14 protein-coding genes are annotated in these 22,232 nt (G+C 56.9%); 5 read left to right on the forward strand and 9 right to left on the reverse strand.

What is annotated here, in order from left to right; all coding sequences use genetic code 11:
- From AB1A64_RS01590 to AB1A64_RS01605, 4 genes are all read right to left on the reverse strand, one after another.
- Positions 1 to 552 (reverse strand): ABC-type transport auxiliary lipoprotein family protein, encoded by a 552-nt coding sequence (locus tag AB1A64_RS01590; RefSeq protein WP_254440505.1) that lies wholly within the window; start codon positions 550 to 552, stop codon positions 1 to 3.
- Positions 553 to 647: 95 nt separating this feature from the next.
- Positions 648 to 1,964, reverse strand: a complete 1,317-nt coding sequence (locus AB1A64_RS01595) for an MlaD family protein (protein ID WP_366549792.1) — start codon at positions 1,962 to 1,964, stop codon at positions 648 to 650.
- A 5-nt stretch (positions 1,965 to 1,969) separates the two neighbouring features.
- Positions 1,970 to 2,785 (reverse strand): ATP-binding cassette domain-containing protein, encoded by an 816-nt coding sequence (locus AB1A64_RS01600; RefSeq protein WP_366549793.1) that lies wholly within the window; start codon positions 2,783 to 2,785, stop codon positions 1,970 to 1,972.
- A 1-nt stretch (position 2,786) separates the two neighbouring features.
- Positions 2,787 to 3,899, reverse strand: coding sequence for an MlaE family lipid ABC transporter permease subunit (locus AB1A64_RS01605; protein ID WP_366549794.1), 1,113 nt, complete (start codon positions 3,897 to 3,899; stop codon positions 2,787 to 2,789).
- Positions 3,900 to 4,173: 274 nt separating this feature from the next.
- Here AB1A64_RS01605 and AB1A64_RS01610 point away from each other — a divergent pair, with 274 nt between their 5' ends.
- The 4 genes from AB1A64_RS01610 to AB1A64_RS01625 all read left to right on the forward strand — a co-directional run bounded on the left by AB1A64_RS01610 (position 4,174) and on the right by AB1A64_RS01625 (position 10,404).
- Positions 4,174 to 5,706, forward strand: a complete 1,533-nt coding sequence (locus tag AB1A64_RS01610; RefSeq protein WP_366549795.1) for a sulfatase-like hydrolase/transferase — start codon at positions 4,174 to 4,176, stop codon at positions 5,704 to 5,706.
- 64 nt (positions 5,707 to 5,770) lie between these two features.
- The gene (locus tag AB1A64_RS01615; RefSeq protein WP_366549796.1) at positions 5,771 to 7,666 is read left to right on the forward strand and encodes a PAS-domain containing protein; all 1,896 of its coding nucleotides are present in this window, start codon (positions 5,771 to 5,773) and stop codon (positions 7,664 to 7,666) included.
- Positions 7,666 to 8,367: a response regulator transcription factor gene (locus AB1A64_RS01620; protein ID WP_366549797.1), complete on the forward strand. Its 702-nt coding sequence runs from the start codon at positions 7,666 to 7,668 to the stop codon at positions 8,365 to 8,367. The genes AB1A64_RS01615 and AB1A64_RS01620 overlap by 1 nt, the downstream gene beginning before the upstream one ends.
- Before the next feature lie 270 nt (positions 8,368 to 8,637).
- Positions 8,638 to 10,404 carry an ABC transporter ATP-binding protein gene (locus AB1A64_RS01625; RefSeq protein WP_366549798.1) on the forward strand — a complete coding sequence of 589 codons (1,767 nt, stop codon included), beginning with the start codon at positions 8,638 to 8,640 and terminating at the stop codon, positions 10,402 to 10,404.
- A 66-nt stretch (positions 10,405 to 10,470) separates the two neighbouring features.
- Here the strand turns inward: AB1A64_RS01625 and AB1A64_RS01630 are convergent, their stop codons facing one another.
- From AB1A64_RS01630 to AB1A64_RS01650, 5 genes are read right to left on the reverse strand one after another with little or no spacing between them, the layout of a single operon-like run.
- Entirely contained in the window at positions 10,471 to 11,781 is a 1,311-nt protein-coding gene (locus AB1A64_RS01630; protein ID WP_366549799.1) for an HlyD family type I secretion periplasmic adaptor subunit, read from the reverse strand.
- Entirely contained in the window at positions 11,765 to 13,912 is a 2,148-nt protein-coding gene (locus AB1A64_RS01635; RefSeq protein ID WP_366549800.1) for a type I secretion system permease/ATPase, read from the reverse strand. Before AB1A64_RS01635 ends, AB1A64_RS01630 begins: the two co-directional genes overlap by 17 nt.
- Positions 13,909 to 15,252 carry a TolC family protein gene (locus tag AB1A64_RS01640; protein ID WP_366549801.1) on the reverse strand — a complete coding sequence of 448 codons (1,344 nt, stop codon included), beginning with the start codon at positions 15,250 to 15,252 and terminating at the stop codon, positions 13,909 to 13,911. Before AB1A64_RS01640 ends, AB1A64_RS01635 begins: the two co-directional genes overlap by 4 nt.
- 7 nt (positions 15,253 to 15,259) lie before the next feature.
- Positions 15,260 to 16,078, reverse strand: coding sequence for a SapC family protein (locus tag AB1A64_RS01645; RefSeq protein WP_366549802.1), 819 nt, complete (start codon positions 16,076 to 16,078; stop codon positions 15,260 to 15,262).
- A 59-nt stretch (positions 16,079 to 16,137) separates the two neighbouring features.
- Complete coding sequence (locus AB1A64_RS01650) at positions 16,138 to 20,034, reverse strand: Ig-like domain-containing protein (protein WP_366549803.1); 3,897 nt, start codon at positions 20,032 to 20,034, stop codon at positions 16,138 to 16,140.
- Positions 20,035 to 20,190: 156 nt separating this feature from the next.
- Here AB1A64_RS01650 and AB1A64_RS01655 point away from each other — a divergent pair, with 156 nt between their 5' ends.
- Positions 20,191 to 22,230: a hcalcium-binding protein gene (locus tag AB1A64_RS01655; protein WP_366549804.1), complete on the forward strand. Its 2,040-nt coding sequence runs from the start codon at positions 20,191 to 20,193 to the stop codon at positions 22,228 to 22,230.
- The last annotated feature ends 2 nt before the right edge of the window (positions 22,231 to 22,232 follow it).

Below are 22,232 nucleotides of genomic sequence, written 5' to 3' on the forward strand. Positions count from 1 at the left end.
CTAAAATCGATCAGAATTGTTCGCGGCGTGGGTGTTGATCCTGCGCACACTCCATTCCACCGCATCCCGCATGGTCTTGCCTAGCGCATTATCGAACGCTCGGACCAGATCAGGGGTTTTATCGCTGGCGGCGACCACATATTCCCGGAAGGAATCTGACGCGATGATCTTGTCTTCGAATTCGTCGATGATCTTTATGTTCATGCGGACTTCGACCCGTACAGTTGACGATCCGTCATCTTCAGCGATCACAAGGCCCTGAAATTCCCGCAAGTCCGGAACGATGACATAGTCCGCGCGCAATCCAACGGTCGAACGACCAACGGCAGCCACCTTGCCGCTGTTTTCATAGCTTTCCACCAACAACGCCTGAACGATCAGCGGGGCTCGGTCCACCCAACGCGCCCGTGGCAGATACTGAACCTGCAGCGGTGTGGGTTGAATAGCAATCTGGTCGGTGTTGACGGCTGCGGTGGCGGTTGGTTCCTGCACCACGACCTGTTTTTGGATGCGCGGTAACGAGGACGAAAACGTGCTTTTTGGTGTCAACAAGTACAAATCATTAGGCTTTGATGCCTGCCTGAGCGTTCCCAGCCCCGCGCATCCCCCTAGCGACACCAGGGCGAGAACCACAAGAAAATGCCTAATCATTGGCGAAACTCCGATGCTTGAGTTCCAAGAAGGAAACGCGCGGGATCACGTTCGACCTTATCTACCAGTCGATCCAGGCTGATGACCAGGCGTTGCGCCTCTTCGATGAAGCGGGTGAATTGCGGCAGGCCGACCCGCATGAAGTCGGACAACTGACGGCGGTTATCCTGAACAACGCCGTCGATGGTTCCCAGCAGTTCCGAGGCGGATTTCGATGCGCTGAGGATATCGGCTGAGATGTCGTCAATCCTTTGGGTGACATTCTTCACGGTGGAGGCAACTTCGTTTGCTGCCGTTCGGATATCGTTCATCACAGATCCGACATCTTCGTTTATGACTTTGTTGGCCGAGTCGAAGGCGCGTTCTGCCGAAGCCAGGGTACCCTCTGCCATCTCCATTGCGCCGGTGATCGATCCGAGGGTTTTGTTGGCATTCACGAATGTCTCAGTGATGGTTGCCAATGATACCCCGGCCTCGCCCGTGAGGCTGTTCAGGTTCTCGGCCAAGGTTGTGGCCCGTTCGATGAAGGGTCGGATATCTTCCTCTATCACGCTGTTCGCTGTTTCGATGGTGACCTTGACGCTCCCCAAGGCTTCGGTTGCCGAGTCCGATGCGGTTTTCACGCTTTTCAGCGTATCCGTGCCGGTTGTCAGGGTCGTTTCCGCGGTGTCGGCCAACTGATCCAGTCGATCTGTGAAATCGCCAAGCTTTTTGGCGGCGCCCCCAAGATCCGTCGACAGGTTCTCGAAATCCGAAAGCGTCTTTTCCAACTTGCCTGAAGCGGAAGCCAGATTGTCGAGAATGTCGCTGACGTATTTGCGGTTCTTGTCATCAACCACGGCATTGAGGTTTTCAAGCAGGGTGACGGCCTCGTCCAGCACCTTCGGGGCACCCTCAAACAACGATTGAATGGCGCTGCGTTTGCTTTTGATCACACTGTCTTGTGGCAGTTTTGTACCGCTGGCGGACCCGCCGGTCAGTTCCACGTAACTAACGCCCGTGACACCCAGTGATTGCAACTGCGCAATTGTGTCTTCGGTTACGGGGATGTCTGCGTCGACCTCAAGCCTGACCCGTACCTTGGACGGGTCGTCCTCGTCCAGATTCAGCGAAATAACCTGACCGACCGGCAGACCATTGTAGCTGACTCCACCAGCCGCTGACAGGCCCGATACGTTGTCGAACAGAACGTCATAATAAGCGTATTGCCGCGACACCTCGAATTTCGCCAACCATAGGAAAAAGCCGAATGCGCCAAGAATACCCGCAAGGGTGAAGGCGCCGATCAGGATATAATTCGCTCGGGTTTCCATGGCCTCTACCTGTCCTGCCCCTTCTTTTGCGCCGCGCGCGCCCGGGGGCCGGTGAAGTATTCCTGCACCCAAGGATGGTCGACTTTGGTCATTTCTTCAATCCGTCCTTCAACCAGAACGCGTTTTTCGGCCAGCACTGCGACACGATCGCAAATGGCATAGAGGCTATCGAGATCATGCGTAACCATGAACACGGTCAGCCCCAGCGCGTGTTGCAACTCGCCGATCAACTCGTCATAAGCCGCCGCCCCGATCGGGTCCAACCCGGCAGTGGGTTCGTCCAGAAACACGATCTCGGGGTCGAGTGCCAGTGCGCGGGCCAAGGCTGCGCGTTTGCGCATACCCCCGGACAGTTCCGACGGAAACTTGCCGCAGCTCAATTGCGGCAGACCTACAAGGCTGATCTTCAGGCTGCCAAGGGCACACATAAGCTTTTCACTTAACCCGGTGTGTTCGCGCAGCGGAGCCATGACGTTCTGCAAAACTGTCAGAGACGAAAACAGCGCGCCATCCTGAAAGGCCACACCCCATTGCCGTTCGACGCGGCGACGTTCCTGTTCTGGGCCGTTCAGGACGTCGACACCCAATACTTCGATACTGCCTGCGGCCGGTCTGTTCAGTCCAACAATCGTGCGCAGGAGGACGGACTTGCCGGTGCCCGAGCCGCCAACGATGCCCAGCACCTCACCGCGCCAGACATCCAGGTTGAGGTTCTGATGCACGACCTGCGTTCCAAACTGGTTAGTCAGGTTGCGCACGCGGATCACCGCCTCGCGCTGAACGCCAGTTTCTGAGGTCTTTTCAAGCACACTTCCGTCCATGTCAGACCTCCAACACCGAGAAGAAGATCGAAAACAGCGCGTCCAGTGCAATCACCATAAAGATCGACTGCACAACGGAGGCTGTCGTTCTTTGGCCGACGCTTTGGGCCGACCCTTTGACCTGCATTGCCTGCCAACAGGCGATAACACCGATGACCACGGCAAAAAACGGGGCTTTTATCATGCCGATGGCAAAGTGCCAGATGCCGGTGCTTTCCTTCAGCCGCGTCACGAACATTCCGGGGCTGATGCCAAGATCAATCCAGCTCATCAAACCACCACCGATCAGGGCGGCCATATCCGCAATGAAACCGAGGATCGGCAACATGATCAACAAAGCGACGACGCGCGGGATCACTAGCACTTCGATCGGGTCCAGGCCCAGCGTGCGCATGGCGTCGATCTCTTCCTGCACTTTCATCGAACCGATTGATGCGGTGAATGCCGACCCCGACCGGCCCGCAACAATGATGGCCGTCAGCAGGATGCCCAGCTCACGCAGTACCGAGATCGAGATTAGTTCGACCACGAAAATCTCGGCCCCGAATTGTTTCAGCTGAGTGGCCCCCTGAAAGGCCAGCACAACGCCGATCAAAAACCCCATCAGGGCAACAATCGGGATGGCCCTAAAACCCGTTTCCTCCATCTGGGATACCAGCGCTGCCTGTCGCAGCCGCCATGGCATAATAATGGTGCGGGCCAACCGATGCAGGGTCAGGCCCAGAAAGCCCAGCATCGAAAGGGTGTCTTTCCAGGCCCCCGCCGTGCGTTGACCAACGCTGGCGACCCAATCAACAAAACTGCGGTGTTCCGCTTCGATACCGGGATCGTCAGGTATGTTCTTGGCTACAGTGTCCAACAGGGCGGACTGAGCCGGGCTTAACCCTTCAAACCGAACCTCGGCGCCTACGGCCCTGTTTCGCCGGGCCAAATCGGCAACTAGCCATGCGCCACCGGTATCCAGCGCCTCGACCTGAGACAGATCAAACGTGACGTTGCCACCCTGGGGTTGAGCTGAGGCAAAAGCCTGTTCTACTGACGCCAGAGATTTGGTGAGCATTTCACCCGAAATACGCAGGCAGACGCCGTCGGCGTCATGTTCCGAATGTATCATGGGCTGCGTCATGGGCGTATGTGATGTGAAACCACGTTGTGCTGCAACGGATTTTTACGCTGTGACCAGATTTGCCGCCATACCATAGCAGGGGTGTGACAATTTGGGTCCGCCTGACGCTAGCTATGTGCGCCATCCCCTTAAATGACTGTTTTTTGTAAGTGATACGAAAAAAAGCCTGCTCAAATATCAGCGCGATGAACGGCTTGCCGCGACCACGGAACCAAGTCAAAGTCCGCAGCGGAAGCGCCTCGTTGGAATCAAGGTAAGTGTCATGAAGCACGCGGGAAATGTCCTGTTCATCATTATTGATCAGTTGCGGGCGGATTGCCTGAACGGTGCCCTTGCGGATCACGTCGATCTGCCGAACATGCGGGCGTTCATGGATGAGGCCGTGACCTTTGACCGCCACTTCTCGGTTACCAATCCCTGCGGGCCGTCGCGGGCCTCGATCCTGACCGGGCAGTATGCGATGAACCACCGCTCGGTCAGAAATGGCACACCGCTGAGGCATGATACGCCGAATATCGCGACCGAGATGCGTAAGGCCGGTTATCTGCCCATGCTGTTCGGTTACACTGATACCTCGGCCGATCCGCGTGTGCATGACCCAGGTGACCCGATTCTGAAATCCTATGAGAACCCGATGGCCGGGTTTGATGAAATCGTCGAGATGCGGTTAGAGGAATCCTACCCGTGGCGATCCCATCTGATGCAAAAAGGGTACCGCTTTGACGATTACTGGGACGTTCACAAACCGGTGTCGCCGGCCGGAGGCGCGCCGCGCCTGAATGATCCAGCCCTGTACCGGGCCGAAGACAGCGACACGGCTTTTCTGACCGACACATTCCTGAACAGTCTTGCCCCTCTCAAGGGCCAGAACTGGTTTGCCCACTTGACCTATATCCGGCCACACCCACCGCTGGTGGCCCCGGCACCGTATAATGACATGTACGATCCGGCGACGTTGCCGCTGCCTGCGGGTTGCTCTGATGCAGCTGAGGAACGGGCGATGCATCCCTTCTTTGGTCCGACGATGGACAAGCAGACGGCGGCGGATTTCGTATTGGGTTTCGATCACGTTGACCCCACGGTCGAGAGTATCCAGACGCTGCGCTCGGTCTATCTGGGGCTGGCAACCGAAGTGGATCATCATATCGGTCGCGTTATCCAGTACCTTAAAGACAGCGGGCAATACGACGACACGCTGCTGGTGATCACCGCTGATCACGGCGAGATGCTGGGCGATCGGCACAGCTGGGGCAAGATGACAGTCTATGACGCGGCCTATCATACACCGCTGATGATCCGGGTGCCGGGCAATGAATCACAGGCGGGCAAGGTAGTGTCTGCGCCAACCGAGTCCGTCGATATTACCCCGACAATCCTTGAATGGGTTGGTCAGACGGTTCCGAACGCGATGGATGGCCGGTCTTTGTTGCCGCTTTTGCGTGGCGAAGCGCCTGAGGATTGGCGCAGCTATTCTTTTAGCGAGCTTGATTTCTCGGAACCCGAAAACCCTACGTTGTGGCAACAGCAATTGGGCACGGGCAACAGCGACTCGTGTTTGGGCATTCTGCGCGACGTCCGGTTTACGCTGGTTGAGTTCGCCGCTGACCTGCCGCCGTTGCTGTTCGATCACGACGGCAAGGGCGAGCTGGAGGATGTTGCAAGCAACCCCGATCATGCAGCTGACCTTGCGCGTTTGGGGCGGCAAATGTTGCGGCATCGGATGCGAAACATGGACCATACGCTGTCGCTGTATTCCATCACGCCGGATGGGGCAAAGTCCAAACCGCGGTACTGATCCAATCTGTCCTATACACCTGTGACGAAACCGATGCTACGCATGGTTCGCGGAGAGGGCGAATTTGGACATAACTGAGCAACAGATTAAGTCGATGACCAGTGCGGGTCTGAACCTGATCGGTCAGGCCCTGTCGATCTACGACAGCCAATTGCGGCTGGTGGTCAGCAACCGCCGTTTTCAGGATATGTTCGACCTACCGGACGAACTTGTGCAGCCCGGAGCGCTGTTCGCCGACACAATCCACTATCTGGTTACGCACGGCGAATATGGTGAGGTCACCGATGTCGAAGACGCCGTCAATCAGCGGGTTCAACAGGCGCTGGCTTTCGAGCCTCATTACATGGAACGCGTGCGCGCCAACGGCTGTGTGATTTCGGTCGAAGGAGCACCTTTGCCCACAGGCGGTTGGGTATCGGTCTACACCGATATCACCAACACCAAACAGGCCGAGGCCCTGCTGCGGGCCCGGTCCGAGGAACTGTCGGATCAATTGCTGGACCGCGCCGAGGAACTTTTGGCAGCCAACCGGAAACTCGCAGCGACCAACTCTGCGCTGGAAGAGGCCAAGCGTCAGCTGACCGAGATCGAAGCCCGCACACGCATGACAACCGAGATGATGCCAGCCCATATTGCCCATCTGAATCCGGACGGAAGGTATGATTACTCCAACCGACGGCTCAGCTCGGTCATGCCGGGCCGACCATCTGAAATTCTGGATATGCATATATCCGACGCATTGGGAGCTGCGGCTTTTACCCGTGTAGAACCTTACCTGCTCAAAGCCTACAGCGGCGAAACGTCGGTGTTCGAGTTTACCGAGGATCAGGATTCCCGCCGCATCCGCGTGTCGTTCTCACCAGATGGTGAGGGGGGTGTCTATGTGATGTCTGTCGATATTACCGAGGAAACGCAGGCGCGTGTGGCCTTGCAACAGACACGTCGCCGGGCCATGGCGGCGCAGATGACCAGCGGGTTGGCGCATGATTTCTCGAACCTGTTGACCATCATTCTGGGTATGCAGTCCCGGTTGGAAAAGATGGATTTGTCCGAAGCCGCGCGTGAGCTTGTGGCCGCTACCCAGCAAACCGCGCTGAGGGGCGGGCAATTGTTGAACCGTATCGCGGATATGACCGGCAACCGGACGTTCCAACCAAAAGCAACCGACATGCGCGGCCTGTTGGAAGACTTACGCATCCTCGCCTCGCCATCTTTGCCGCGCGGCGTGGGCCTGTCGGTGGTCAACACCTTGCCGGACGAGGCGCTGATGCTTGACCCGGGCATGGTGCAGGACGCGCTGTTGAACCTTGTTCTGAACGCGCGCGATGCCTGTGGTGGATTTGGTCAGGTGACGATCAGCGCGCATAAGATCGGAGAGATCTGGATTGAGATTGCGGTCACCGATACCGGACCGGGTTTTTCAGAGGAAGGATTGGAAAAAGCACTGAACCCTTTCTTTACGACCAAGGGCAGCAAAGGGTCGGGGCTGGGTCTGCCGATGGTTTATGATACTGTAAAACTGGCAGGCGGGGACCTGAACCTGCGCAACACGCCTTCGGGCGCGGCGGTAGCCATGCGTTTGCCCTATCGTCCAGCCCCGCCGGTACAGGATGGGCTGGTCCTGCTTGTTGAAGACAATGATGATCTGCGGGGGCAGTTCCGCGATATGCTGGTCGATCTTGGATGTTCGGTGATCGAGGCAACCTCGGTCGACGAAGCCTTGGCTTTGACGGCGGATATTGACGATATCGCGCTGGTACTGTCAGACATCCGACTGGAAGGGCAGGGAACTGGGCTCGACCTTCTGGCGCAGTTGAAACCGGGCTTGGCGTGTATTCTGATGACCTCGTTGCCCTATTCCGACCCGCTGCACCGGCAAGCGCTGACACTGGCGCCGCTCCTGAGCAAACCATTTACGCGGGCACAGCTGTCCGCCCTGATCCGAACCGAGGGCACCTGATGACTCAACCGCTGGTTACCATTGTCGATGATGAGCCCGAAATTCGGCGCGTTCTGACCGATGCGCTGGAAGAGGCCGGCTTCCGCACCCAAAGCTTTGCGCGGGCGCGGGAATTCGAGGCCGCGCTGAAACGTGTGACGCCGGATGTGTGCCTGGTTGATCTGTCCCTACCCGACACGGACGGGTTGGCGTTGGTGCATCGGCTGGCACTGGAACAGGGGGCAGCGGTGATCATCATCTCAGGTCGGGCACAGGTGCAAGATCGTGTGACCGGGCTAGAGCTTGGGGCGGATGACTACATCACCAAGCCGTTCGACCCGGCCGAGGTTGTAGCTCGCATCCGAGCCAGACTACGCTCCCCCCGTCAGCAGACCTCGCAATCGGATGTGGCGATGTTCAATGGTTGGGCTGCGCATTTTGACCGTTATGTTCTGATCGATGCCAGCGGCGCAGAGACACCGTTCAGCCATGCCGAAGGGGAAGTTCTGCGATTGTTTTTGGACAGCCCGAAACGCCTGATCAGCCGATCTCAGATGCAAGAGGCACTGGGCGGTGCGGCTGGCGATAGCTTTGACCGGGCAATGGATGTGCGTATCTCTCGGTTGCGCACCAAGCTGGGCGAAGATCCGAAAAACCCGCGCCTGATCAAGACCATCTATGGGGCAGGTTACATTTTTCTGGGGGACGTCGAGTGGCGGTAAAACGCCTATCAATAGCTGGAAGGTGGGTTTATACTGGGCTCCCTGCTGTGATTAATTTAGCAAAACCACTTCGTTACACGAAAAATAGGACAAAATCCTAAACCTGATGTCAGCCGGAACACATCGCTTTTATTATCTGCGCGTGGGCTATGGATTCTTGGCGCAGTCGCGCATAACTAACACCATCCTGTCCGGCGGTTGCCGGTTCAATGCGGGTTAAGACCATGATGCTGCCGGGTATCGGAACAGCTAAGGGTTTTGGAGAGTAGAATGATCAAAAAAACCTTGGCCAAATGGCAATCCGGTCATATCGGCCGTTTGCTGGGCGAAAGCCTGCGCAGCCAGGGCTGGTTGTATGGGATCGCGATGATAGCCATGGTTGTGGTTGCCGCAACCACTGCGGGTACCGCGTGGATGATGGAAAACATCGTCAACACCATGACCGAGCCTGAGATGCGTTCGCAGGTCTTTCTGGTTGCCGGGGCTGTAATTGCGCTGTTTTTCGGCAAAGCGGCTGCATCTTACGTACAGGCAGTGTTTTTGGCACGGGCCGGAAACCGCATCATCGCCGTTCAGCAAGAGCGCCTTTACGCCAAGCTGATCAAGCGCGGTGTGGGCTTTTTCTCCAGAAACGAATCCTCGGGCCTTTTGATGCGCGTGACGCAGGGGGCTCAGGCGGCCAGACGGCTGGTCAACGTCGTTGTCACCAGCTTTGTGCGCGACTTACTGACATTGATCGGCCTGGTTTTCGTAATGGTCTATCAGCAGCCTTTATTGTCAGTGCTGTTCTTTGTTGTGGGCCCGGTTGCATTGGTGAGTGTTCGTTTCCTGCTCAAGCGCGTTCGCTCGATCATGCAGTCCGAGATGGCGGCGCTGTCCGAGATCATCAAGGTTCTTCAGGAAACCTCCGGTGGCATAACGATCATCAAGGTCTTTGCTCTCGAAGATCATATGGTCGGACGGATGAATGGGGCGATCAGATCGGTTGAAAAACGGGCGAACTCGATTTCGAAACTGCAATCGGTCGCCAGCCCGCTGATGGAATTTCTGGCGGGCCTTGCTATAGCCGGGGTTCTGGTGATCAGCACCATAGGTATCGCAGGAAGCGGCCCAACCACCGCAGGTCAGCTGATGTCGTTCATCACGGCGCTGTTGATGGCCTACGAGCCGGCAAAACGGTTGTCGAAAATGCGCGTTGTCATCGAAACGGCGCTGGTTCCGATCGGCCTGATGTTTGATTTGCTGGACGAAGAAGAGCCCATGCGCGAAAGCCCCGATGCCAAACCGCTGGCGTCTGGACCGGGTGAAATACGGCTTAGGGACCTGAATTTTGGGTACAAAGGAAACCCCAATGTCATTTCGGATATGAATGTGACATTTGAGGCTGGCAAGACAACGGCTCTTGTTGGTCAGTCCGGTGGCGGAAAATCTACAATCTTTGGCCTGATCATGCGGTTTTATGATCCGGATGGCGGAACGGTCGAAATAGACGGGCAGGACCTGCAAGGGGCAAGTTTTGCCTCCTTGCGTCAAAAGATCTCGTATGTCGGCCAGGAAACATTCCTGTTTTCTGCCTCGATTATGGAGAACCTCAGATTTGCGCGCCCCGATGCCACCGACGAAGAGGTGACCGAAGCCGCGCGGGCGGCCCATGCGCATGAATTTATCAGCAAGATGCAGTTCGGATACGACACGCAAGTTGGCGAGAATGGCGCGTTTTTGTCTGGCGGGCAAAAACAGAGGTTGGCCATTGCACGCGCGATTCTGCGAAAATCTGAAATCTTGTTGCTGGACGAAGCCACCAGTGCACTTGATGCGGAATCTGAAACTCTGGTGAAAACCGCGCTGGACAAGCTGACCAAGAATGTCACAACGATTGTCATCGCCCACAGGCTGTCTACCGTGCTTGAAGCGGACAAGATCATTGTCATTCAGGACGGTGAGGTCATAGAGGAAGGCAATCTGAACACTCTGGTCGAGAATGACGGGGTGTTCCGGAAATTGTTTGACCAGCAGTTCAAACAACCGGTGTCCTGACAGCCGCCCATTCTATAAGATCTGGCCGGTAACTTGGGCCTAAAAACGGGCTTTGCCCGTTTTGACCTATTCGCGCAGTGCCCTGTCTTTGACTTTGACCACAGGTTGCAGAAGGTATTCCAGTACCGTCTTTTTGCCCGACAGAATGTCTACCTCTGCAATCATGCCAGGGATGATTTCAACGGCCAGACCATTGGCATCTAGCATTGAGTTGCTGGTCTCAATTTCTACGACAAAAACTTCTTCGTCATTACGCTCGGACCGTGTGATCGTGTCTGCACCGATGCGCGTGATTTGACCGTTCAAAGCCCCATAACGGGCAAAGTCATAGGCTGTGATCTTGACCTTGACCGGCTGCCCTGAGTGAAGAAAGGCAATGTCCTCTGGCCGCACATAGGCTTCGACAAGCAAGGTGTCGTTCAAGGGCACGATTTCGATCAGTTCTTCTCCACTGCGGGCCAATCCCCCGATTGTGCTGCGATGCACCCGGTTCACGATACCCCGAACCGGCGATCGCACCTGTGCTCGATCGGCCCGGTTGCGCAGCGCTGGCAGAATAGGCTGCAACGCCGCGAGCTCTGTGGTCGCCAGCGCCAGATCAGTCAGCGCGGCGCTGCGAAACCGGCTGCGAGTTGCGAGGATGCGGTCGTCTATTTCGTCTAGCCCGGTTTTCAGCCTATTGGTCGCGGCCATGGCCCGCGATCTGCGGCCTTCCCATTCAGCCTCACCACGGCGAAGCGTCAAAAGCGTTGTGGCTGGCTCCATTTTCTTTTCCACCAATGGCTGCATCATCGCGCGTTCTTCGGCCAGCAACTTAAGCGTCTGATCTGCTGTCACACGATCCACCAGCCCTTCCTCGTATTCCTGTTGGCGTTGCTGGCGCTGCCTTTCAAGAATTGCGATTTCAGCCCGTAATTCGGATTGGCGCCCTTGATACAGCGCGGTTTCCGAATGCACGACCTCGGGGGACCCTTTGATCAGGTTCGGCGAAAACCTCAGTTCGGTCCCGTCAATTTCTGCCTGCAAACGTTGGGTGCGCGCCATCAGCCCGAATGCACGCTGTTGTTCCTGGTTCAGTTGACTGTCGATTTGGGTGGTTTCGAACTCCATCAGCAGCGTCCCTTTTTCAACCACTTGTCCTTCCCGAATTTTCAGGGATTGCATTACGCCGGGTTCGGTGGCTTCGATCATCTGAATGTCAGCCGAAGGCACGATCCGACCGTCGACGCGCGTCACGTCGTCCAATTCGGTGAGATGTGCCCACAGACCCAGCGCGACAAGACAGGACGCAATCGCCAACAAAAGCAGAGATCCACGTAACGGTGAGCGTCCATGCATTTCACGCGCGAGAGTGGCCAGGTCAGGATGCCGCGACATTCAGGTGTCTCCGTGTTTTGCGGGCGTGTTGGGCAAGCAAGCTTTTCGGGCCGTCTGCGCCCACGCGCCCGCTTTCGATCACAATGACCCTATCCACCAGTTCCAGAAGGCTGGTGCGATGCGTGACGATGACCATCGTTGTGTCCTGCGTTGCCTGCTTAAGGCGACGGATCACTTCGGCCTCGGTTTTTACATCCATCGCGCTGGTCGGTTCATCCAGCAACAGGACCGGAGGTCGTCCGACCAGTGCCCTGGCCAAAGCAATGGCTTGCCGCTGACCGCCGGACAAACCTTCGCCCCGCTCCGCCAGTTTCAGGTCATATCCATTGGGGGTATGGGCAATAAAATCCTCGACCCCGGCCACCTTCCCAGCATGGATCAAGTCCTGATCGCGTGGCCTGACGGTGCCGCTGTTTATGTTCTCGCGTACCGTGCCAGAAAACAGCCAGATATCCTGCAGGATCGACCCGACGTTCCGACGCAGATCACCAGGGTCGATCTGCCGGATATCTGCCCCGTCCAGCAGAACCGACCCAGAGCGCGGCTGGTAAAGTCCAAGCAACAGCCGGGCCACAGTACTTTTACCCGAGCCAATTGGCCCCAAAATCGCGACCTTCTCACCCGGTTCGATTGTAAATGACACGCCGGCCAAAGTGTCCTCGGTCTGATCTGGATAGGCGAAGTGAACATCCTTGAAGCAGATCCGGCCTTCGAAACCGTTTCGACTTACCCAATTGCGTCCCTGTGGCCTTTCGCTTTCGGCCTGCATCAAGGCATCCAGACTGCGGTAAGCGCTTCGGGCCTGGTTGACGCGGGTCAAGGTTTGGGCAAGCTGCCCCAACGGGGCCAAAGCGCGCCCCGTTAGCATGACCGAGGCAACCAGTGCCCCCATGCTAGCCTGACCGTCGGTGATCAGAAACACACCATAGAAGACGATCAAAACCTGTGCAGCCTGTTGGGTGAAACCGGTCAGATTCAGGGCAAACTGCGTCACCGTACGGCTTCGCGCGCCGTGTGACGATTGCCGTTCTATCGCACTTTCCCAACGGGTTCGCATTTGCCTGGCCGCTGCAGTGGTTTTTATGGTCTCAAGCCCTGATACCGTTTCCACCAGAACGGATTGCTTGGATTGCCCGTCTGAAAAGCTTTTCTCTGCCAGGCGTGCCAACACTGGTTGAACGGCAATTCCCGCAAGCAACACAATTGGAACCGCGAGGGCCGGGATAAGCGCCAATGGTCCACCCACCAAGTGGATGACAAAGATGAACAGCGCGATAAACGGCAGATCAACCAGAGCAACCAGCGTGGCCGAAGTAAAGAACTCACGTAGAGTTTCGAACTCACGAACGGTGCTGGCCATGGCACCGGTCGAGCCGGTACGCGATTTCATGCGGATGTTCAGAACCTGATCAAACACACGGCGCCCCATCAGCATGTCGGCCTTTTGCCCGGCGCGATCAATGAACCCGGCGCGCAACAGCTTTAGGATGAAATCGAAGCCCAGTGCGAGGCCAACGCCTGCGGTCAGCGCAATCAGGGATTCTGTCGCTTCGTTGGGTAGAACGCGGTCATACACCACCATGATGAAGATAGATGTCGAAAGGCCAAGCAGATTGGCGAGCGCTGCCGCCAGAATAACCTGTGTGTAAGACCATCGGTTCGCGGCCATTGCCGACCAAAACCAGTGCCCGGAATACGAGGCATCGCTGTTTGATACTTCGTCGCGATGATTGCGGCGAAACAGCATGGCGTACCCGGTGTATGTTTGCCGCAGCTTGTCTTCTGACACTTCACCGATACCAGCCCCAACCTCCGGGTCGAAAATCAAGAGATGCCCATCGGATGAACGGCCGTGGTAAACAACGGCCTTATTGTCCTGCAACAGCAAAAGCGCCGGTGCCAGATTGGCATCGAAATCCTGCAGTTTTCGTTTGCCATATCCGGCCTGCAAACCTGCCCTTTGTGCCACTTCGATAGCGTCACGGAGGGTTAGTTCCCCGGCCGTTCCTGATTGCGCGGCATACAAAGTGGCACTTGTCATTGGCCGATCTAGTTGAGCCGCGACGTGCAACAGGCAATTCTCCAAAGGCGTAAGCTCGGGGTCTCGTGAAATTGGCAGCAGTTGTGTCATAGACCCTCACCCCATTTGACCGATGAAATCCCCAGAAGGTCCAGAATGTCACCAGTGAGGCTGAGCGCAGCATAGTTGGTCAGGAAGAAGTTCTGTTCTGCCAGGATCAACCTTTCCTGAGCGTTCACATAATCTCTTTGCGCGTCCAGGATTTCAATCAGACTGCGCCGTCCTATTGTGAATTGCTCGTGTGCTGCTGAGACACTGTCGGCGTTGGCCTGCACTGCTATGCGGGCGGCCTGCAGTCGTACTGCGCCAGCTTGCTGATCCGAGCGAACAAACTCCAACTCTCGCCGTATGTCCCGGATTACGGATTCGCGCGTGAATTCAGCCTCTTTGACCTGTGCCTCCGCCGCCGCGATTGCAGCGCGGCGCTGTCCTGTGCTGTCGATCTCGTAGTTGAATGACAGATCGACGCCAAAATTCGCGTCATTGCTGTCATCCCGATCGGCAAAGGCTGCAACCTGAACGCCAGGCTGGCGCCGGGATTGAGCAGCAGCCTGCTCGGCCTTTGCGGATAGCAGCGCTGCATCCGCACGCCGAACCTGTGGGCTGTCCATCACGATCTGAGCATCGGTCCGCGACAATTTTGGGGCCGCAATCGGAGGGGGCAATACCCCGGGCGCAGTGCCGAAAAACTCGCGAAATTGAGCGTCCGCTCGATCTAGTCTGGCCTCAGCATCCGCCATTCTTGTCTGTGCGTCAGCCATGCGAGAGCGCGCCGCCAGAACATCCGCATTTGAACCTACACCCTGTTCGGTTCGCTCGGCGATCTGGCGAAGCAACTCTTCGTGTGCCGACACGTTCTGTTCCGATATGTCCAGGATTTTTCGCCTGTCAAGAACCACAACATAGGCTTCGATTGCCGAAAGTGCGATTGCCGCCGCGGTTTGCAGCTGGTCGCCCCGGCTTTGAAACACGCGGGCTTTTGCGGCAGCCAGATCATTCGAGGCCGCGCCGCCATCATAGACTAGCTGCGAAATTCGCAAGTAGGGGGTAACATCAGCAATATCCGATTCAATGCGCTCGGATCGTGCGTTTACGCCGATGGACACTTGCGGCAAGAACGCCCCTTTGGCGGCGTCCTCATTGGCAGCAGCAACTTCAAGTCGAGTTGCGCTTTGCGCCAAGTCGGGGTTGGATTCGACAGCGACCCGGACCTTTTGACCAAAAGCACTTTGCGCAAGCCGTGGGGAAGGAGCGTTCGCGCCCGCGCCCACCGAGCCACGGGAAAGCGACCTTTCAACCCCCGTCAGATCAGGCGCGGGCGTGCAAGCCGACGAATGCGCGGCGAGACAGATTAGAGCTGCAAATTTTGTTCTGCGTTCATATTTTGGCATAGGTGTTTCACACCCCACTGGTTCCGAGAAAGTCGTCATTCTGAGCGTTGGCCATGGCGTAGAGGAAACCGGAAATTTCTGAATTTTCCGTGTATTTTTTTTGCGGGTTTTGCTGTGCAAGCTGTTGATGAGCCCGAGCCAACCACCCGCAATGTGACAGCGAAATCTGATGCGCGTGGATCAAGAAAAGAGCGCCGGAATCGACCAGTTTCAGCTTTTTAACCTGCGACAATGTTTTGATCCGCTGGACCGACACCCCAAACTTGTCGGGCGGCAGGGGTATCCCATCATGTGACGCAATTGGTTCAAACAACCCAAGACTATTGATGATCTGACACAGGGCCAGGGTTGCCTCATGTGCCGCGGCGCGGGCTTGAAGAAAGATTTTCACCTCGCGCAACGCAGGTGATACGGCACCGGTATTGTCAAAAAATGCTTCGTCCTTTGGGTCGTCGCTTAGCAACCCGGAGGATTCATCCACATTTAATTGAAACAGAGGTGTCTGGTCTGCTGTTTTGCGACCGGTGGGTTTGGCCTGAAAAGGATAGCAACGCAAAGCTGAGGGCACACAGGTGGCAAGCCACCGGCCCTCCTGCGATACAAATGGGGTAGGCCTATCTTTCAGAACGGACAATATACCGGTTGGCTCATAACCTCTGGCTGTTTTCTTGAACAAAATGGGAAAAGTGGCGGCCACTTGTTGAGCTTCTTGCAAGACAATTGCGCATTCAGCGCGATTGGCCGCGAATTGGTAAGACGTGAAACGTGTCCAGTAACGCTGCCCATGCCGGGAAAAGGTAACTGGAACCAGGCCATTCTGCGCCATTTTTACCCCGTGATTTGGTTGACTGCTGCCGCCTGAAACGGCGGCAGCCGAATTTCTGATCAGGCTGTGGCCCCGGTGGGGTCGGTGTGCAGGATGTTGTCCGCACTCAGACCGCTAAAGTCATCCAAACCGGAGAACTGCGCGACGGTTTCAACCGCCGCAGAGTTCGGGGCGGTATAGTCGACTTTGACCAGCACGCTGTCGGTGCCATCTGTCGCCATCACGTAAATCTCGTCGCCAGCTTGAATCCCGGTTAGGCTTTCAACGGCAGTCTCGATCGTGTTCTCAGACAGGTCGCCCAAAACCGTAGTCAAACCGACGACCCCGGTATCTGCGCCGATTGCGTCACCGACGGCCAGTGTCTCGACACCGGTGCCATCTCCGCGAAGTGTTCCGAAGCTTAGGCCACTGAACATCACGGCATCGGACACTTCGGCCGCGGTGCCAATTGTAAAGCCTGTCACTGTATCGACACCGTTTGCGGCTGGATCAGCTTCGAAGATGATGACGTCGCGCCCAGCGTCCGAAACGTCAATCGCATCATCACCGTCTTGACCGCGGATAAAATTATCCACATCAGAGGCCATCAACGTGTCGTCACCGCTGGTGCCAATCTGGTAGACGCTTGGACCGCCATCCGGGGTTGTGATCGTCAACTCGATGGGCTGGTTCGGGTCGACAACAGTCATCTCGAATGTAACCAGAGGCTGGTTCAGATCCGTGAAGGTGGTCGCTGCACCGGCAAAGCGGATCACGTTGCCTCCGATCGGGTTGGACACGAAGAAATCGAATGCCCCGTTGCCCACATCCGACCCAGTGTCGAAGGTTACGACGGATGGGTCAAAGCCGAGTTCTGCCGTCATGGCAAGACCGCTTGAGATATCCCGATCAGCATCTGCATAGATCTCGAATGTCACGGTGTTCCCGCTGATTCCGGCCTGTGTAATGACGTAAGCGGCTGGTTCATGGGCCGTATTGTCATCGTTTGCGGTTAGGGGATCAGGACCACCGGAAACAGTTGCGTCCGCTGCAAAATCAAGGTCGTCACTTGCGTTAATCCCCGAAAAATCCGAGGCAGGTACAGCCAGAGACCAGCTTCCATCCGCGGCGACCGTCGCAGAACCGACGGGGCTGCCGTTCAGGGTGACGTCCACCGCCTGACCTGCACTTAGTCCGGCAGATGTGCCCGATACGGTTACACCTGATGCCTGCGCGTCAGCCAAAGACACAGCGCCGTTTGAACCGACAGGGTTCATGGTCAATACCGGCCGGAGGTCAGTGGTCAATGTGATGGTCGCCGAAGTGGCCGGGTTTCCGGCCTGATCGGTTACGCTGGCTGAAATCGGATAGCCCGTACTGTCTGCAAGGGCCGCCAGATCAGCGGAAGGAACGGTTGCAGACCAGAAACCACTCGACGCGGTGCCGGTATATGTTTGGCCATTCAGGCTGACGGAGACGTTTTGCCCATCCTCGGCACTGGTCGTGCCCGAGATCGTGAGGTCGCTGCCTTGCTCGGTCACGTCCAATTCGGTTCCAACCGGCAAGGGGTCGAGAGTCACTGTCGGAACGGTGAAATCGGTGGCAAAGTTTGCGGTGTCCTGCGCGCTGTTGCCTGCCGCGTCGGATAACGAAGCATCTACATCATATGATACGCCATCCTGCAAAGCGCTAAGATCTGCAGCCGAGGCTGTATAGCTCCAACTGCCGCTATTGACCGTAGCGGTGCCCGTGACATCCACGGTTCCGTCGGGTCGGGCGATTTCGACCGTGACAACCGTGCCGTCTGCGGCGTCAGAGTTACCGCTGACAGTCAGGTATGTGCCTTGTTCCACGGCATTCATGACGGCGCCATCCGACAAGCCTGTGACGCTGATCGCAGGGGCGGTAAAGTCTGTATCAAAGCTGTTGCTGGCCTGGATCGCCGGATTTCCCGCCGTGTCGGACACGTCTGCAGTGACCGGGACGGTGACTCCGTCAGACAAGGCGGCAAGATCCGCTGCAGGAACGGTGACAGACCATGCGCCACCCGAGGCCGCCCCGGTATAGGTTTGACCGTTCATCGAAACCGTCACGAGCTGCCCATCTTCCGCCGTGGTCGAACCGGTGATGGTCAAGTCTGTTCCCTGCTCGGTTGCGTTCAAAACAGCACCGTCCGAAAAGCTGTCAATTGACAGGCTCGGGGCGGTGGCATCTTTGGCAAGTGGAACACTGGCTTGCGGTGCTGCCAACCCATTGGTATCGGAAACATCGGCAGTCACCGCAAAGCTTCCTCCATCAGCCAGGGCTGCCAGATCAGCGGCCGGAACTGTCACGCTCCAACTTCCACCCGAGACCGTGTCAATATAGGTTTGGCCGTTCAAGGTAACGGTGACCTGCTGGCCGTCTTCAACATTGGCCGTCGATCCCGAGATTGTCAGATCGGTCCCAACCTCGACCGCGTTGAGAACCCCGCCAACGGATAGGGGAGAAACGGAAATAGACGGGCCCGTCAAATCAACAGGAATAGATGCCGAAGCCGGGACCGAAAAGTTGCCGGCTGCATCGCTGACCGTGACATTGACGGTTGATGGAACACCCGTTGTTAGCCCAGTCAGATCGGCGCTTGGGACTGTTACGCTCCATGCGCCACCCGTGGCCGTGGTTGAATAGGTTTGTCCGTCAAATGTGACGGAAACTGTCTGACCGTCGACGGCTGTGGTTGACCCCGTCAGGGTCAGGTCGGCGCTGACATCGATCAATTCGATAGACCCACCGGCAACAGGGTCCAGTGTAATCGTCGGAGCGGTAAAGTCTGTATCAAAGCTGGCATCGGCTTGCGTTGCCGAGTTGCCTGCCTGATCGTTGACATCTGCAGTGACCGCAATCGCGGCACCGTCCGGCAGGGTCGCCAGATTGGCGGCAGGGACCGATACGCTCCATTGTCCGCCAGCAACAGTACCGGTGAAGGTTTGTCCGTTGATCGTAACGACTACGGTTTGCCCGTCCTGGGCATTCGTTGTCCCGACTACGTTGAGATCGGTGGTCTGTTCCGAGGCATTCATCACCGCCCCGTCAGAAAACCCTGTAATGGTCAGGGTCGGGGGGATGGTATCCACGGCAAATGTCACTGTTTCTGCTGACAATTCCGCACCCTCGGCGTCGAGATTGCGGACCGTTACGGTTTGCACGCCCTGTGGCAGGGTTGCGGCTTCGGCAGGGGTCAGCGAAAGGCTCCAGCTTCCATCATCTTCGGGCGTCACGGTTTTGGTGAGCGATCCGATCGTCACTTCGACGGTTTCAGTACCCTCTGGTGCAGTCAGTCCAGTGCGGGCCGTGCTTAGCATATCGCCCTGCGAACCTGCCAAGTTGAGAACCGGATAGCTGGGTGTCGGTGCAGGCGCAGGTGCAGGTGACGGCGCGGTATCGTCGTCTCCGCCACCGCCGCCACCACCCCCGGCAGCTGCTGCAGCACCCGCCAGGCCAAGACCACCCAGCGCCGCGGTTGCGCCGCTAAGACCTCCTGCCGCTGCGACGCCCCCGGCCTCTGCCAGGCTGAACTGGGCAATCTCGGACACGACGTCTTCGGCGATCATGATTGCACCGCTATCCAGCACCTGAACGTTTTCGGCGGCGATAACCATCTTGCGACCATCGGCTAATTTCAAAAGAACGTCGCCATTGTCCAACAGCTTGACGGATCTTACGCCAGGAATCGTTTCCGCGAATTGGAACGCATAAAGCTCTTCGATTGTGGCCTGCGCCAGGGCGGGCAGCGCGAGTATCGTTGACCCGAGCCCGCCGACAATGCCACGTCCGGCCCAACGGCGCATCTTACCGTCAATCCACTGGCGGATGTTTCGCTTGTGTTCGGTATCAGGCTGAGCATCGGCCGGGTTGATCTTGGATTCAGGTTCTTTGGTCATCTTGCCCTCACATGTGGTTTCCGCATCCGCCCGAAGGATCCAGGTTCTGTTCATCTGTCTTTCCCTTCAGTGACTCATGCGGTCGGACCAGAAAAAATTGAGTTAAACTGAAGCCGAACTCCTCGTTTTCTCCACATTCCAGCTTTGGTTTCGGACTGGGCATCGGATCATCCTGTAATCGGTGCCGGGTGTGGCGTGGGGTGATTGGATATGATGCTTCAGTTCGAAGGAGTGGTTGCAACGGGGAGCGCAGCGCTCGATTCAGGTATCGGCCATACGGCTTTAAAAACGCTTAATGGCGTCACGTATCTGTACAGCGTGACCGGTCCGGGCGGCGGAATCGCGGTTTGGAAGCTGGTCGAAGGTGCCCTGCCGCAATTGCAAGACACCGAATATTTCAGTGAAACGATCACGTTTCAGGTTGGCGGTATCGGTATGCCTGTAACGCTGGCCGGAGACGATCAGCTTGTTCTGGATGTACGTGCGGCGACTGGTTTGATCGGGTATGACCTGAACCCAGATGGAACCGTAGGCCCGCTTCAGGAAACGGGGACACTGACCGGCGGCGGTGATATCACGGCCCTAGTGCAATTCGGCGATATCCTGACCATCGCGCACGAATCGACAGGGCAGGTTGCAACCTATACCGTGACCGGGGACGCCACATTGAGCCTGTCGGCGTCGATCGCGGGGCAGGCTGATTCGATGCAAGTTCTGCAAACCGGGGCGGATCATTTTGTGATTGCAGCCGACGCGACCACCGGCACGATCAGCACCTACAATGTCGATCAAAACACAGGTGCGCTGACAGTGGTTGACAACAGCGACGCGCTGGCGACTTTGGGGATTGCTTCACCGACAGCGGTCGAAGTTGTGCAAGCCTATGGCCAGTCCTGGGTCGTTGTGGCAGGGGCGGGCAGCAACTCGCTAAGCGTTATGGAGTTAACGGGTGACGGGCGATTGATCCCCACGGATCATGTTTTGGATTCCTTGCATACACGGTTCGAAACGGTTCAGGATTTGGCCGTGATCGAGGTTGAGGGACATGTGTTTGTTGTTGCTGGTGGCGGCGATGATGGCGTTTCCCTTTTCACGCTGACACCTGGCGGGCAATTGGTGCATCTGGACAGCTTTGCCGACACTATTCACAGCGGGTTGCAGAATGTCGAAACATTGAGTGTTGCCCATGTCGGGGACGAGCTTCAGATTCTTGTCGGCGCGCAACAGGATGGAGGCTTGACACAACTCAGCGTTTCGGTTGCGGATTTGGGGATTGTGCGCGATGGCTTTGGTGCGGTGACCGGAACTGCGCAGAATGACATGCTCAGCGGCAGTATCCTCGAAACAACCCTGATGGGTGGCGCAGGTGACGACATTCTGATCGCAGGTCTCGGCGCAACAACCATGCATGGTGGTGCCGGCGCGGATATCTTTGTCATGCAATACGGCAGTGATCCCACAACGATTAACGGCTTTCAGGCCGGAACCGACCGGTTGGATTTATTCGACTATCCGCTGCTGCGCACGCCGGGGCAACTGACATTCACAGCCACGGCGCAGGGGGCGCAGATCAAATTTCTCGACGAGGTTATTGTGATTAACTCTTCAACCGGAGGGCCCCTGACCAGCGCCGAAGTGTTTGGCGCGGGCTTTGGCGGGCCGGATCATATCCCTGTCGATTTTGGCGATTTTGGTGGGTTGGATCCTGGCAGCTCGGATGGGGTGCAGGGCACTGTGGCTGTCAACTCTGAAACCGCGAATCCGGGCCTGTCGGACGCTGAGATTCGATTTACACCGGATGGCGGCGGAACCATCAGCGTCAGGGCGGATGACGAGGGGCGGTTCGATCTGGATTTGCCGTCAGGCACATTCGAGGGGGAGTTGGAAATCATCAAAACCTATTCAACGGCCAGCTATGAGATCACGGCGCTGGATGCGTTGCAGGTCTTGCGCATGTCGGTCGGGTTGGACCCGACCTGGGGTCCGGCCACGCCCGAGAACCTGATTGCGGCCGATATTACACAGGACGGAATGGTCAATGCGTTGGATGCGCTGGCCATCTTGCAAATTGCCGTTGGTCTGCCCACCGCGCATGAAGCGGAATGGGTTTTCCTTGATGATGACGCAGACCTGTCCGGGATTACCGAGAACAATGTCAGTTATGAAACCGGTGTGGATGTCACTGTGGTCGACAATGTGATTAGCACCGATATGACCTCGATCCTTCTGGGTAACCTCGAACCGGTCTGAAA

This window comes from Ruegeria sp. ANG10, assembly GCF_040705255.1.
In the GTDB taxonomy this organism is placed as follows: domain Bacteria; phylum Pseudomonadota; class Alphaproteobacteria; order Rhodobacterales; family Rhodobacteraceae; genus Ruegeria.